The organism is Ruegeria sp. CG4 (assembly GCF_056537185.1).
This window is the reverse complement of the sequence record NZ_JBQFRB010000006.1, coordinates 26,990-41,656: the sequence shown is the minus strand read 5'-3', so window position 1 is coordinate 41,656 and position 14,667 is coordinate 26,990. Positions and strand designations below refer to the sequence as shown.

General features: G+C 59.9%; 14 protein-coding genes. 8 read left to right on the top strand and 6 right to left on the bottom strand.

All coding sequences use genetic code 11. The features are described from left to right. The first annotated feature begins 52 nt into the window (after positions 1-52). The 7 genes from ACR0J2_RS15745 to ACR0J2_RS15715 all read left to right on the top strand — a co-directional run bounded on the left by ACR0J2_RS15745 (position 53) and on the right by ACR0J2_RS15715 (position 6,752). On the top strand, positions 53-1,234 hold the full coding sequence (locus ACR0J2_RS15745; RefSeq protein WP_170678683.1) for an NnrS family protein: 1,182 nt from the start codon (positions 53-55) through the stop codon (positions 1,232-1,234). A 99-nt stretch (positions 1,235-1,333) separates the two neighbouring features. Then, positions 1,334-1,783 carry a c-type cytochrome gene (locus ACR0J2_RS15740; protein WP_170613993.1) on the top strand — a complete coding sequence of 150 codons (450 nt, stop codon included), beginning with the start codon at positions 1,334-1,336 and terminating at the stop codon, positions 1,781-1,783. 16 nt (positions 1,784-1,799) lie between these two features. Further along, a complete protein-coding gene (locus ACR0J2_RS15735) occupies positions 1,800-3,167 on the top strand; it encodes a cbb3-type cytochrome c oxidase subunit I (RefSeq protein ID WP_170678681.1) in 1,368 nt (455 codons plus the stop codon). A gap of 5 nt (positions 3,168-3,172) precedes the next feature. Next, a complete protein-coding gene (locus tag ACR0J2_RS15730; protein WP_480813152.1) occupies positions 3,173-3,982 on the top strand; it encodes an AAA family ATPase in 810 nt (269 codons plus the stop codon). A gap of 9 nt (positions 3,983-3,991) precedes the next feature. Next, positions 3,992-5,914 carry a nitric oxide reductase activation protein NorD gene (locus ACR0J2_RS15725; protein ID WP_480813151.1) on the top strand — a complete coding sequence of 641 codons (1,923 nt, stop codon included), beginning with the start codon at positions 3,992-3,994 and terminating at the stop codon, positions 5,912-5,914. Further along, entirely contained in the window at positions 5,911-6,459 is a 549-nt protein-coding gene (locus tag ACR0J2_RS15720; protein ID WP_170815878.1) for a cytochrome c oxidase subunit 3, read from the top strand. The genes ACR0J2_RS15725 and ACR0J2_RS15720 overlap by 4 nt, the downstream gene beginning before the upstream one ends. 5 nt (positions 6,460-6,464) lie before the next feature. Next, positions 6,465-6,752, top strand: a complete 288-nt coding sequence (locus ACR0J2_RS15715) for a cytochrome C oxidase subunit IV family protein (protein WP_480813150.1) — start codon at positions 6,465-6,467, stop codon at positions 6,750-6,752. A 52-nt stretch (positions 6,753-6,804) separates the two neighbouring features. On the opposite strand, the gene hemA is transcribed toward ACR0J2_RS15715, so the two are convergent. Next, complete coding sequence (gene hemA, locus ACR0J2_RS15710; protein ID WP_170815880.1) at positions 6,805-8,028, bottom strand: 5-aminolevulinate synthase; 1,224 nt, start codon at positions 8,026-8,028, stop codon at positions 6,805-6,807. 179 nt (positions 8,029-8,207) lie between these two features. Between hemA and ACR0J2_RS15705 the strand changes: the two genes are divergently transcribed. Continuing rightward, a complete protein-coding gene (locus tag ACR0J2_RS15705) occupies positions 8,208-8,900 on the top strand; it encodes a Crp/Fnr family transcriptional regulator (protein WP_480813149.1) in 693 nt (230 codons plus the stop codon). A 153-nt stretch (positions 8,901-9,053) separates the two neighbouring features. Here ACR0J2_RS15705 and ACR0J2_RS15700 read toward each other — a convergent pair whose 3' ends face one another. From ACR0J2_RS15700 to ACR0J2_RS15680, 5 genes are read right to left on the bottom strand one after another with little or no spacing between them, the layout of a single operon-like run. Continuing rightward, a complete protein-coding gene (locus ACR0J2_RS15700) occupies positions 9,054-10,844 on the bottom strand; it encodes an aminopeptidase P family protein (protein ID WP_480813148.1) in 1,791 nt (596 codons plus the stop codon). Further along, positions 10,837-11,832, bottom strand: coding sequence for an ABC transporter ATP-binding protein (locus ACR0J2_RS15695; RefSeq protein WP_480813147.1), 996 nt, complete (start codon positions 11,830-11,832; stop codon positions 10,837-10,839). Before ACR0J2_RS15695 ends, ACR0J2_RS15700 begins: the two co-directional genes overlap by 8 nt. Further along, positions 11,829-12,821, bottom strand: a complete 993-nt coding sequence (locus ACR0J2_RS15690) for an ABC transporter ATP-binding protein (RefSeq protein ID WP_480813146.1) — start codon at positions 12,819-12,821, stop codon at positions 11,829-11,831. The genes ACR0J2_RS15695 and ACR0J2_RS15690 overlap by 4 nt, the downstream gene beginning before the upstream one ends. Positions 12,822-12,824: 3 nt before the next feature. After that, the gene (locus ACR0J2_RS15685) at positions 12,825-13,676 is read right to left on the bottom strand and encodes an ABC transporter permease (RefSeq protein WP_170807991.1); all 852 of its coding nucleotides are present in this window, start codon (positions 13,674-13,676) and stop codon (positions 12,825-12,827) included. Then, complete coding sequence (locus ACR0J2_RS15680) at positions 13,673-14,614, bottom strand: ABC transporter permease (RefSeq protein ID WP_170807990.1); 942 nt, start codon at positions 14,612-14,614, stop codon at positions 13,673-13,675. Before ACR0J2_RS15680 ends, ACR0J2_RS15685 begins: the two co-directional genes overlap by 4 nt. Between the last annotated feature and the right edge of the window lie 53 nt (positions 14,615-14,667).

The window sequence follows — 14,667 nt, the reverse complement described above, 5'->3', positions numbered from 1 at the left end:
CATCCGGGCCGCCGGGCTGCTACGTGTGGCAAAACGGTCTAGGAGAGCAGAAATGCCCACGATCATCACCCGTATTTTTGGTGAAGGATTCCGAGTTTTTTTCCTGTCTGCAGGTCTCTACGGCCTGTTTGTCGGCCTTGTCTGGGGGCTGTGGCTGGCGGTGCCGTATTTGGCACCGGATTACGGCATGACACCGCCTATGTGGCACGCGCATGAGATGATTTTCGGCTATGCCACAGCAGCTTTGGGAGGGTTCTTCCTGACCGCTGTGCCGAACTGGACCGGTGCGCCCGACGCGCGGGCTCGCTTCATCGCACTGGCGGCAGGGGTCTGGCTGGCCGGCCGGATGGCAATGTGGTTTTCCGGGATACTGCCGCCGCTTGTGGTCGCGGTTTTGGATCTGGCCTTTGTGCCAATTCTGGCAGCCAAGATCGCCACACTGCTCATCCGCCGTCCCAAGCCGCAGAACATGGTGTTTCTCCTGCTGCTAAGCCTCATCTGGGTCGCGAACCTGCTGACCCATCTGGAATGGGCTGGTATTACAAGCGACACACTGCAAACAGGTCTGCGAGCAGGCTTGCTGACACTCTGTGCGATGATCGCCATTCTGGGGGGCCGGATCACTCCCGCCTTTACACGCAATGCAATGAAACGCGCCGGAGAGCCCGAGGCGAACTGGCCGGTCTCGGTGGCGGGCCTGGACAAGGCGGGCATGATTCTGGCCTTGGTTCTGCCCTGTGGCGTTCTGGTATTGGGCGCGACGGGCACGGCCGGAGTGCTGGGGCTGGCCCTTGGCGGTGTGCAAATCCTGCGCATGTCGCGCTGGCGCATGATCTGGTCCGCGCGGCAGCCAATCCTGCTCGCGCTGCACCTGGGACTTGGAATGCTGGCGCTGGGGCTGATTCTTTGGGGGCTTGCGGCATTGGGTTTCGGCAACGAGGTTGCTGCGCTGCACGTTCTGGGCATCGGTTGCGTGGGCGGCATGACCCTTGCGGTCATGAGCCGAGCTGCGCTGGGGCACAGCGGACGGGATCTGATCGCACCCGGCCCGATGGTCGTGGCCTATGGACTGATGGCCGCGGCAGCGATCTCGCGCTGGATCGCGGCGGATATGGAATCTGGCTATCTAGTTGCGATGCTGCTGTCCGATGGACTCTGGGTCAGCGCCTTTGTGCTGTATCTGATCGCCATGTGGCCTGCGCTGACGGGTCCACGGCTGGGGCACTCAAACTGAATCTGATTTCCTGTCGCAAGTCTTGACTTTCGTTAAGGCGATACCATGACCCACCCGCCATTCTGAGCAAACTAGCTAATCTGCGCAAAGGAGAGCGCGATGCGAGAAGTCATGACAAAGAGCATGGCTCGCAATATATTCTATGGCGGGTCACTGTTCTTCATTCTAATCTTTCTGGCCCTGTCGGCCCATTCCCACCTGTATATCGTCAATTCCGAAAACGCGGCAAAGCTTGACGAAAGTGTGGTTCGCGGCAAGCACGTCTGGGAAAAACACGCCTGCATCAACTGTCACTCGATTCTCGGCGAAGGGGCCTACTTCGCCCCGGAAGTCGGTAACGTGATGACCCGTTGGGGGGTGCTGGACGACCCGGAATCAGCCTTTGAATCCCTCAAGGGCTGGATGGAGGCGCAGCCGACCGGCATTCCCGGTCGCCGACAGATGCCCAATTTCAACCTCAGCGACGAAGAACTCCGCGACCTGACCAACTTCCTGATCTGGACGGACAATATCGACGCTCAGGGCTGGCCGCCCAACGAGGCAGGCTGAGAAAGGGACAAGGACAATGAAATACGAATCCCAAAAAATCGCCTACGCCTACTTCGCAGTGGCAATGGGCCTGTTCGCGATCCAGGTGATCGGCGGCCTGCTGGCCGGACTGATCTATGTATCGCCAAACTTCCTGAGTGAGCTTCTGCCGTTCAATATCGTGCGGATGCTTCACACCAACTCGCTGATCGTCTGGCTGATCCTGGGCTTCTTCGGCGCTGCTTACTTCCTGATCCCGGAAGAGGCCGAGCGCGAGATCCACTCGCCCAAACTGGCCTATCTGCAGCTGATCATTCTGGTCGTCGGCACGCTGGGCGTGGTCGTGACCTATGTCTTCAACCTGTTCGAAGGCAATTGGCTGCTGGGCAAAGAAGGGCGCGAGTTCCTGGAACAGCCCAAATGGGTCAAGGCCGGCATCGTCGTGGCTGCGCTGATCTTCCTTTACAACGTGTCGATGACCGTTCTGAAGGGCAAGAAGACCGCTATCACCAACATCCTTTTGTTGGGTCTGTGGGGTCTGGCGCTTTTGTTCCTGTTCGCTTTCTACAACCCCGGCAACCTGTCACTCGACAAGCAGTACTGGTGGTACGTTGTCCACTTGTGGGTCGAAGGTGTGTGGGAACTGATCATGGCCTCGATCCTGGCCTATCTGATGCTGAAGCTGACCGGTGTTGACCGGGAGGTGGTCGAGAAATGGCTATATGTCATCGTCGCTGCCGCACTGTTCTCGGGCATCCTCGGCACCGGCCACCACTATTACTGGATCGGTACACCCGCCTACTGGCAGTGGATCGGATCGATCTTCTCGAGCCTCGAGGTGATCCCGTTCTTTGCAATGATGGCCTTTGCCTTCGTCATGGTCTGGAAAGGCCGCCGTGACCACCCCAACAAGGCCGCACTGTTGTGGTCGCTGGGCTGCGCCACATTGGCCTTCTTCGGGGCCGGCGTCTGGGGCTTCCTGCATACGCTGCACGGTGTGAACTATTACACCCACGGCACGCAGATCACGGCCGCACACGGTCACCTGGCCTTCTACGGCGCCTATGTCTGCCTCAACCTGGCGATCTTCAGCTACGCGATGCCGATCCTCAAGAACCGCGATCCTTATAATCAGGTTCTGAACATGGCGTCCTTCTGGCTGATGACAGGTGGTATGGTCTTCATGACCTTCGTGCTGACCTTCGCCGGGACTGTTCAGACACACATGCAACGTGTGGTCGGTGACTACTTCATGGATGTGCAGGATCAGATCGCGATCTTCTACTGGATGCGCCTTGGCTCTGGCCTGGTCGTGGTCCTTGGTGCGCTGCTGTTCATCTACTCGATCTGGGTCCCTCGGAAAGAGGTCATTGAACCCGGCGCAGCTGAAACTCCTGCGGAGTAATGGATATGGACGGCTCCATGCAACTGGGAACGGGGGCGGCTGACGCCCCCTTCTACCTGCCCCAAGGCGACGAATGCGACGTGTTCGCCGCCGCCTATACCAATAACCTGCCGGTCTTGCTGAAAGGGCCGACCGGATGCGGCAAGACCCGCTTTGTGGCCCATATGGCCGCCAGCCTTGGCCGCCCGCTTTACACCGTGGCCTGCCATGATGACCTCGCTGCCGCCGACCTGATCGGCCGCTACCTGCTGAAAGGCGGCGAGACCGTCTGGGTCGATGGCCCCCTGACCCGCGCAGTACGTGAAGGTGCAATCTGCTACCTTGATGAGGTAGTCGAGGCTCGCAAGGACGTCACCGTCGTTCTGCACCCGCTGACCGACGACCGGCGCATCCTGCCGATCGACCGCACCGGCGAAGAGCTTGAAGCCGCACCCGGCTTCATGTTGGTGGCCTCATACAACCCCGGCTACCAGAACATTCTGAAAACTCTGAAACCCTCGACCCGTCAGCGTTTCATCTCGCTGGAGTTCGACTTCCCGTCGCCCGAGATGGAGGCCGATGTCGTTGCACAGGAAAGCGGCCTGCCGCTGGAACGCTGCAAACCGCTGGTGCGTCTTGCCGGCAAACTGCGTGGGCTCAAGGGTCAGGATCTTGAGGAAGGCGTTTCCACCCGTCTGGTCGTTTATGCCGCAACGCTGATCGCGCAGGGCATGTCCACCGACCGCGCCATCCTTGCCGCAATGATCGAACCTCTGACTGATGACGAGGATATCAAACGCGGGCTCCTCGATCTTGTCACGGCTGTCTTTGGGTGAGGCCGGCCGATGGTCAAGATCGACTTTGAGCCATGGGAACCCGAAGAAACGATCGGGAAACTGTGGCACACCCTTGCCAGCCGCCTCGATGCACCTGAGGTGCATGTTGGAGCCGCGGTCGACCTCTCTGAGGTCGCGGGGCGGCTGGCAGTCCTCTTCCGGGGACTGGGGGGCAGTCCGGGCGTCGAATTGCGCCCGGTCTCTCCTGAAGTTTCGCGCCACCGTCTCGGCTGGCGCCGCCGTCTGGCGACCGAAACCGAACTGATGCCGCGCGCGTCGTTCGACGGGGAAGTACTGCGCCTGCCGGACCGGCTGGCCGTATTCCCCGCGCGCGAAGCAAACGGCGCGCTTTATGTCTGGCTGGCCGCAACTGCCGCCCATGCCGCAACAAGAATTGACGAAGACGATCCTCTGCGCGGCGACCTGCGCGCACTGGTCGCTGCCCGGCACATGGTCGAGGCGACATTGGAAAATGCCCCCGGTCTGCGCCCGCTGTACGCTGAACTCTGCAAGGGCGTTCTGTATCAACGGAACATACCCGGCCTGCCACCGCTCGAGGCGGCGGTCGAAGAGGTTGTCCGCAACATGCTGGGTGACCCCAAGCCCCTGTCACCGCAAGCCCAAGAGCTTTTGGCACTGGGTGACGATCTCGCCGCCCCGCGCGGCTATCAGCATTTCCGCCCGGTCCCGCTGTGGCCCGAGTTGCGCGCCGTCGGGTTTTCCGAACATAACGAGGTTGAAAACCCGGATACAGAAGGCCCACCCGAAGAATCCGGTGAAAAGACCCACCGCGCGCGGCGCCGAAAATCTGACCAGGCTTCGCGCAGCGACAGTTTCATCCTGCACAAGTTCGAAGCAATACTCAGTTGGGCCGAGTTTTTGAACATCAACCGTCGTATCGACGATGATGACCCCGACAACGCGAAGAAAGCGGCCGACGATCAGGAGGAGATCGGCCTCGGTCAGATCTCCAAGGCGCCGCCGACCAAGTTAAAACTCCACCTCGATCTCGCGCCAGAAGACGTGAACCGAGAACGCCTGTCAGGCCGCATCCTCTATCCTGAATGGGACGTGCGCACCGGTCAATACCTGCCCGACCACGTCAACGTTCTGCTGTCCGACGCCGATATCCGCGAGGATGCAGCCGAGTTCGGCAAGGACCCCGCCACGGCCCGCCGCATTCGTGCCGTCAAACGCCAGTTCGAAGCCCTGCGCCCCGGTCGGGTCATGACCAGAGGTCATCTGGACGGTGATCAACTCGACATCGAAGCCGCCGTGCGGGCTGCTACCGACCGACTCGCAAGCGGGGAAAGCAACGAACGCGTCTGGATGCAATCCCGCCCCGAGGCCCGCGATCTGGCGGTGTCGATCCTGCTGGATGTCAGCCGCTCAACCGAAAGCGCCGTCACCGGCCGCGCTGTGATCGACATAGAACGCGAGGCGCTGGCGGCGCTGGCCTGGGGCCTGAATGCCTGCGGCGACGATTTCGCCATCCACGCCTTCAGTTCGCTGAAACGCGAACGCGTATACGTTCAGCGCTGCAAACGATTTGACGAACCCATGGGGCCGAAGGTCGAGCAACGTATCGCTTCGCTGCGACCGGGGCACTACACCCGACTCGGAGCCGCAATTCGCCACTGTTCCGCCGACCTTGCCGCGCAATCTCGCAAGCGCCGCCTGCTGCTGGTCATCACCGATGGCAAACCCAACGACCTTGACCATTACGAGGGCCGACACGGTATCGAAGATACCTGCATGGCTGTGCGCGAAGCCCGCCGTGCCGGTCATTCGGTCTTTGGCGTCACCATCGACAAGACCGGCAAAAGCTGGTTCCCGCGCATGTTCGGGCAGGGTGGCTTTGCCGTCATCCCGGACCCGCACCGGCTGACAATGGCCCTGCCGCAAATCTATCGACAACTGGTCGGCGCATGAGCAACGCCACCCTGATCGACGAACTGCCCGGCGAATTGCTGATGTGGGTGCTGATCATCAGTGAACTACTGGTGTTCGGGGCAGGGCTGATCGCCTTCATGGGCGTGCGTCTGACTGACCCTGCAGGATTTGCCGAAGCCCAGTCGCATCTTCACCGTACCGGAGCTGCGCTGAACACCGTCGTTCTTGTATCGTCCGGCTATCTGGCGGCACAGGCACTGCACTGGCGGCGGGATGCCCGCCGGAATACCGCCCGATTGGCACTGTTGGGTGCGTCCCTGCTGGGACTGGTTTTCCTTGTCATCAAAGGGGTGGAATATGCCGACAAAGCAGCGCAGGGCATCAGCTACGAAACCCACCCGTTCTTTCTCTTCTACTATCTGCTAACCGGATTTCACGCCGCACATGTGCTGGCCGGAGCCTTCATACTCCTGCTGGTTGCCTGGCGGGATGACCCCCGAAATATCGAGGCAGGCGCTCAGTTCTGGCACATGGTCGACCTGGTTTGGATCATGCTGTTCCCGGTCATCTACCTGCTGGGATGAACATAATGGCCGCGTCTTCATCTTTTCCCAAATACTCCCGCCGGAGGCTCCCGAACCCGCTAACAAAGGCCTGGCTTGGACTACTGGCGCTCAGCCTGGCATCCGCGCTTCTGACCCTGCTGCCTGCAGCGCCTGCGACAATAGGGGGTGGAATCCTGCTTTTGGCGTTGCTCAAGGCGCGCCTCATCCTCGCGCGCTACCTCGACCTGACGGACAGCGCTGGCTGGCTACGAGGCTTTACACTGGTACTGACCGGGTTTTCAGTCACGGTTTTTGGCCTCTACCTGGTATGATAGAAAAAGCCGCCCGAAAGGGCGGCCATTTTATACAATTTTCAAGCCGGTATCACTGCGCGGCCATCGGCCGCCGGGCAATCTGACAGCGTTGCCACAGCGCGGACAGTGCGCCGACAAGATGATCGATATCTGCGTCAGTATGGACGGGCGACGGCGTGATCCGAAGACGTTCAGTACCTTTGGGAACGGTCGGGTAGTTGATCGGCTGGATATAAATGCCGAATTCTTCCAGCAGCGTGTCCGAAATGAATTTGCATTTCACCGGATCACCCACCATCACCGGAATGATGTGACTGGGGTTGGAAAGATGCGGGATGCCTTCGGCATCCAGTCTGGCCCGGACCTGTTCCACACGAGCCTTCTGCAAACCGCGCTCGGCGTTCGACTGTTTCAGATGCCGAATTGATGCCGCTGACCCGGCTGCAATCGCCGGCGGCAGGGCGGTCGTAAAGATGAACCCGCTGGCAAAGCTGCGGACAAAATCGCACAAGGCGACCGATGCCGCGATATAACCGCCCACCACTCCGAACGCTTTGCCAAGCGTGCCTTCGATGACGGTCAGGCGGTCCATCAGGCCTTCACGTTCAGCGATCCCGCCGCCACGTGGACCATAGAGGCCAACGGCGTGAACTTCATCCAGGTAAGTCATCGCCCCGTATTTGTCGGCCAAGTCGCAGATCTCTTTGATCGGGGCGATATCCCCGTCCATTGAGTAAACGGATTCAAAGGCGATCATCTTGGGGGCATCGGGATCAGCGGCGGCCAGTTTGGCCTCGAGATCGGCAAGGTCGTTGTGTTTCCAGATCACCTTTTGCGCCCGTGAGTGGCGAATGCCTTCGATCATCGAGGCATGATTCAGCGCGTCGGAGAACACGATCAGACCAGGAATTTTCGCCGCAAGTGTACCAAGCGCGGCCCAGTTCGAAACGTAACCGGACGTAAACAGCAGCGCGGCTTCTTTCCCGTGCAGGTCAGCCAGTTCCGCCTCGAGCAACACATGATCGTGGGTTGTGCCGGAAATGTTGCGCGTTCCACCCGCACCTGCGCCGCAGCGATTCAACGCATTTTGCATCGCGTTGATCACATCCGGATGCTGACCCATGCCCAGATAGTCGTTCGAGCACCAGATCCGCACATCGCGCTGGATATCGCCATCGGTTTGCCGCGCATTTGGAAAAGCGCCGCGGTGGCGTTGCAAATCGATGAAAACCCTGTAGTTTCCCTCATCCCGCAATGCGTCGAGGCTTTGACTGAAAAATCGCTCGTAGTCCATGGTGTGTGCTCCCCGGATTGCTGGCTTTGGAGCGAGGTTAATCGCTGCGGCCGGGGCGTGACATGACAATAGTCAAGTTGGTGGGCGGGAAAGGGCTGGTGCCTGGGCGATGGCTTTGGCATAGCCATAAAGCAAGGAAAATACCGGTCGGAGACCCGGCCTGAAAAAGGGGAATATTCGTGGCCCATGAAGCCGAAAAGGCAGTTGCCCGGCAGTCTTTGCTGCTCAGGAGCTTGCCAGAGCAACATGTAGATACGTTACTGAGCCAAGCCATCTGGCGCGAATACGACCGTGGGGAAACCATCTTTCTGCAGGAAGAGACGGCTCAGGCCGTTCACGTGGTTCTGGCTGGGTGGATCAAACTGTTCCGGATGTCTCCGTCCGGTGCCGAGGCAGTGGTCAGCGTGTTCACCAAGGGCGAAAGCTTTGGCGAGGCGGTGGCGTTGCGCAATATGCCCTATCCGGTCTCTGCCGAGGCCGTGTCGCGTTGTCAGGTGATGCATATCCCGATCCCTGTGCTGATTTCGCTGATGAAGGAAGACCCCGAAATCGGTATCTCGATACTGGCGGCAACGTTTACGCACCTGCATTCACTGGTGGCGCAGTTGGAACAACTGAAGGCGCAAACCGGGGCACAGAGGGTGGCAAAATTCCTGCTGGGTCTTTGCGATCGCGATAGCGGCGCCTGCGAGGTGGTGCTGCCCTATGACAAGATGCTGATCGCCGGACGCCTTGGAATGAAGCCCGAAAGCCTGAGCCGCGCGTTTTCTCGCCTCAAGGCAACCGGAGTCGTCATTGATCGCAACCACGCGCGGATTTCAGATGTCACTTCTCTTCTGGATTATGCTGAAAGCGACCCGATGGACAAATGACCGGACTGTCCTGTCACTTCGCTGATTAAGCCTGAACTTTGTCTTCCCATCATGCAAGTTTCTTACATGGCTTCGACCCGTTTTGAGCCGGGGCCCTGTGCACAAGTTCCATTCCGGAATATTTGGAACCGTTGCGAGGTACTGAACAACCCGTCAAGCAATGGCTGCGCAGGCTCTCTCCGCCCATGCACGCCCGGCGGGTGATAGCTGCGAACCGATCCGGCGCAGGACCTCGGCGTTGTATGCGTTCAGCCAGCTTCGTTCCGCTTGGGACAACTTGTCAGTAAGCAGCATATCAGTCTGGATCGGTATCCATGTGAGGTTGGAAAACGCCATGAAGCCATCGTCCTCTTCGACGATCTCGAACAGGTTTTCGATACGGATGCCAAACCGGCCCATCTCATAAAACCCCGGCTCGATGGACAGGATCATACCCCGCACAAGATCCACCGGGTTGTAGGGCTTGCCTATACGCTGCGGGTGTTCGTGTACGGAAAGGCGATGCCCGATGCCATGTCCGGTTCCGTGATCATAGTCCAACCCTAGATCCCACAAAGGGCGGCGGCAGATGGCGTCGATGTGGTGGCCCTGTGTGCCGGGTGGAAACCGCAGTGTTGCTAGGGCGTGGAACGCTTTAAACACGGCGGTATAGGCGCGGTCATACCCATCCGGCCTGACCTTTCCGAAGGCAAAGCTGCGGGTGGCGTCGGTTGTGCCGGTCTCATACTGGCCGCCGGAATCCAGCAGATATGTCCCTTCAGGGTCAATTGTTGCCGCATCCTCCGGAATGGTCGCGTAATGGCACATGGCAGCATTCGCACCCGCGGCCGAAATGGTATTGAAGCTTTCCTCAAGATACCCGGCACGGTCGCGGCGGCAGGACTGAATTTTGTCTTTTGCTTCAAGCTCGGTCACTTGTCTGTTGAGAGTGGCTCGCGCCGGGATTTCAGCATTTAGCCAACCACAGAACTCGGTCCAAGCGATGGCATCTTGAAGGTGACAGGCACGCAGGCCTTCTATTTCGACCGGATTTTTCCGGGCCTTGAAAAGCGTCAGCGGACTGCTGGCCGCTCGACCTTGCGCAGATGACCGGTCGAGGGCCAGACGCACCGCAGCCGGGGAAAATTCGCCATCGTATTGCACGCACGCGCCACGACCCGACAACTCCGAAAGGGTCGGTAGAAATGCTGCTGGCGGATGCAGCGTCACGGTGTCGGGCAGATGATCGCAGATTTCTGGGCTGAATTTTTTGGTTTCGACGAACCAGTCAACCTGACCCGATGAACGCGCCAACAAAAAAGACTGTGGAACCGGACAATAAGCCACATCCGAACCGCGCACATTGAGAAGCCATGCTATGTTGTCCGGCTGTGTTTCCACCAGCAGATCGACCTCGCCGCTTTGCAGGGTTGCGACAAGCTGAGAGATCTTTTCATCCGCGCCTACACCCGTGAATTGTGTCGGAAAGGCAGAGATGATGCCGTTGGGCGGCGCGGGCTGATTGGGCCAGATCGCGTCAACAGGGTTGTCCTCAACGGCGACAAAACGGGCGCGCGATCCATTCAGCGCATCTGCGAAGCGGTCATGCCAGACGGGCGGCAGGTGCATGGCGTCAAACCCGACGGACCAGCCCTGTTCGGCGACGCTTGCCAGCCAAGATTCGGGTGGCTCGTCGTGCAGATGGTGATGCGAGAACAAAGGTTCCGGGCATTGATTGGCAGCCTGAACCACATATCGTCCATCAACAAACATGGCGACAGTGTCACCTGTCACGATGGCCAGTCCGGCAGTACCGGTGAAGCCGGTCACATAGGCCAGCCGTTCGTCATGCGGCGCGACGTATTCGGCCTGATGCGCATCGTAGCGGGGCAGAACAAATGCATTCAGACCACGGGTGCGCATCTCGTCGCGCAGGGCTGAAACGATCCGAGCGCGGTCAGGCATGGGCGTTGATCTCTTTGACGTGGTGGCAGGCGACCCGGCCGCGATTTTCGAACGGCATCAGGGCAGGAGTATCGGTCCTGCAAATCTCGGATGCGTGGCGACAGCGGACATGGAACGGGCAGCCCGATGGCATGTTCAGGGGCGAGGGCAACTCTCCTTCAAGCGGGATGGCCTTGCCCCGATCATCCGGGTTCAGGGATGGCGCGGCAGACAAAAGCGCCTGACTGTAGGGATGGGCAGGGGCGGAGAACAATGTCTCGCTATCGCCGATTTCGACGATCCGGCCCAGATAGATCACCGCAACGCGATTTGACACATGCCGCACCAGTCGCAGGTCGTGAGCCACAAACAGGATGGTCAGGCCCAGTTTTTGCTGCAGGTCCAGCAGCAGGTTGACCACCTGCGCCTGCACCGACACATCCAGCGCCGAAACCAGTTCATCCGCAATCAGCACTTCGGGCTCGACCGCCAGTGCGCGGGCAATGGCGATGCGCTGTCGCTGGCCACCGGAAAACTCGTGCGGCAGTTTGTGCTGAGCGTCCTGATGCAGACGCACAAGGTCCAGCAGTTCCGCGACACGGGCGGGGATGTTCGCTTTGGTGCGCATGTCGTGGACCGCCAACGCCTCGGACAGAATCTGGCCCGTTGTCATGCGTGGGTTCAGCGAGGAATAGGGGTCCTGGAACATCATCTGAACGCGCCGGTTGTAACTGCGGTCGCCGCCTGCATCTTCGAAGATATCCTGCCCCTCGAAACGGATCGTCCCGTCACTGGGGCTATGCAATCGAACGATGCAGCGGGCCAGCGTGGATTTCCCGCAACCGGATTCGCCGACGACGCCAAGCGTTTCACCCCGGATAAGATTCAGGCTGACGCCATTCAGCGCCCGCACCACGCGACCCGGCCGGCCGGTGGCAAGATCAGAAAGGCTGCGACCCAGGGCAAACCGCTGATGCAGGTCGCGTATTTCGATCACGGCATTGTTCATGCTGCGTTTCCTTCGGTTTTGGCCACGGGGTTGAAACAGGCCATCTGCCTGCCATCGGAAATCACCGAAAGGATCGGGCGGTCCTGCTGGCAAGGCTGCAGGCAAGAAGCGCAGCGTGGCGCAAAGGCGCATCCCTGCGGAAGCGCGTCCAGAGATGGAGGAACACCCGGCACGGAATAAAGCGGCGTCCGAGGTGTAAGATTTTCCGGAACCGAGCGCATCAGGCCAACTGTGTAAGGATGGCGGGGTTCGCGCAGCACATCCCGAACCGGCCCCTGTTCGACGATCCGGCCTGCATACATAACCGCCACGTTGTCACAGGTTTGGGCGACCACGCCCAGATCATGAGTGACAAGGACGACGCCCATTTCCATCTCGTCCGCCAGACGCAGAATCAGATCGAGGATCTGCGCCTGAATGGTCACATCCAGCGCCGTAGTCGGCTCATCCGCCAGCAGCAACCTGGGGTTGGCGGCCAGTGCGATTGCGATCATGACCCGTTGGCGCATACCACCGGAGAACTGGTGCGGGTAATCCCTGAGCCTTTGCGCCGCCGAGGGGATACCGACCAGATCCAGCATCTCGACCGCCCGGTCGCGCCGGGCTTTTCCGGACAGATCCGTATGTGCGCGCAGTGTCTCCTCCAGCTGCAATCCCACTGTCAGCAAAGGGTTCAGCGAGGTCATGGGTTCCTGAAAGATCATCGCGATCTCGCGCCCCTGGACCTGCCGCAGAGCGCGGTCCGGCAGCGGCACCAGATCACGACCCTGCCAGCGGACTTGTCCGCTGACATCGCCATAGCGCCGCGCCAGTCCGATGATCGAGCGCAGGGTGACGCTTTTGCCTGAACCGCTTTCACCGACCAGCCCCAGAACCTCGCCACGAGCCACGCTGAAGCTGACGTCGCGCAGGGCCGGCAGTTCCCGGCCGTTGCGGTGGAAAGTGGTGTTAAGCCCCTGAACCTCGAGGATGGGAGTTCGTTCAGTCATCTCTTATCCCCGTGGTCTTAGCAGGTCGGCCAGCCCGTCGCCCAGCAGCGAAAAGCCAAGGCCCGTCAGAACGATTGCTAAACCGGGCATCAGGCTGAGCCACCATGCGGTCGAGATGAAATTGCGCCCCTCGGCGATCAGCACGCCCCATTCCGCCTGCGGCGGCTGTGCGCCCAACCCAAGATAACCCAGCGACGAACCCAGCAAGATCACCAGCGCCATGTCAGTCATCCAGTAGACAATGACCGGGGTGATGGCATTGGGCAGCAGGTGACGGAAGATGATGCGCCGGTCGGAATAGCCCATGACGACCCCGGCGGCCGCATAGTCATTGCCCATCTGTGCGATCACCTCGGCCCGCATCAGACGCGCATAGTAGACCCAGTAGACCACTGATATGGCGATATACATGTTGATAAGGCCCGGCCCCAAAACGGCGACTACCGCGATCACCAGCACCAGAAATGGAAATGTGATGACCGCATCGACGATCCGTCCGAAGATCAGATCGGCAATGCCCCGGTAATATCCGACCAGAGCTCCGATGATGACACCCGTCACCAGAGCAAAAACTGTGCCGAAGATCGCCATTTGCATATTGACCTGATAAGCCCAGATCACGCGGGACAAGCTGTCACGGCCTAGCAGGTCGGTGCCGAACGGGTGCTCCCATGATGGCGGCTGACGCACCGCCAGATAGTCAATTGCATTTGGATCGTAAGGAGCAAACGCTCCGGGAAAGATGGCCAGCAGGGTCGATAACCCGATGATCAGCAAACCGGCCACAAAACCCGGCTTGCGCAAGGCGGCGCGGGCAAGGGATGGGCGGTCGGCTGTGAAAGGCACGTCACTCATTGCAGGCGCATCCTTGGGTCCAGGCGGCTTTGGAACAGGTCCGTCATCAGAAAGACCAGCGAAACCAGAAGCGCGAAGGTCAGGGTCAGCCCCTGTATCAGCGGGTAGTCGCGCGCAAAGATCGCTTCCAGCATCAGCCGTCCCATTCCGGGCACCGCAAAGACAGTCTCGGTAACCAGCGTTCCGCTCATCAGATTGCCGATGGACAGGCCCAGCAGGGTGACCGTGGAGATCAGCGCGTTGCGCAACACGTGACGGCCAAGGATCAGGCGCGGCGGCAGACCCTTGGCGCGGGCGAACTGGACATACTCGGCATCCAGAACCTCGATAATCGCGCTGCGCAAGTTCCGCATGATGATGGCCGAAGTATAAAGCGCCACGGTCACCGAAGGCAGAAACAGGTGATAGAGACGCTCACCAAACGTGTCGCCATAGCCACCCACCGGGAACAGGCGCAACTGCGCCGCCAAAAAGGTCAGCAGAACCAGTCCGATGTAAAACACCGGCATCGACAGGCCGATCTGGAACACAGTGCGGATCACCGCATCGGGCCAGCGGCCGCGATTGAGCGCCGCGACAAAGGCCAGCGGACCAGCGATGATCAGGGATAGCACAACCGAGTAAATCGTCAGGAAAACCGTGATCGGCAATCGATCGGCAATGACGCCCACGACATCCGTCCGCATCAGGATCGAACGGCCCAGATCGCCCTGCAGAGTATTGGTCAGAAACAGCCAGAATTGCACTGGCATCGGTTCCGTCAGACCCAGTCTTTCCCGGATTGCAGCAATATCGGCGTCAGATGCGCGGTCCCCGGCCATGGCGATGGCCGGATCACCGGGCAACAGGCGCACCAGCATGAATATGATGATCATGACCAGAAAGAAGGTCGGGATCATCAGCAAAAGCCGTTTGAAGATGTAGGACAGGCTGGACAATTCGACGCTCCGCAAAGGGCCCCGCCGCAGGGTGCGGCGAGGCAAGGGATCAG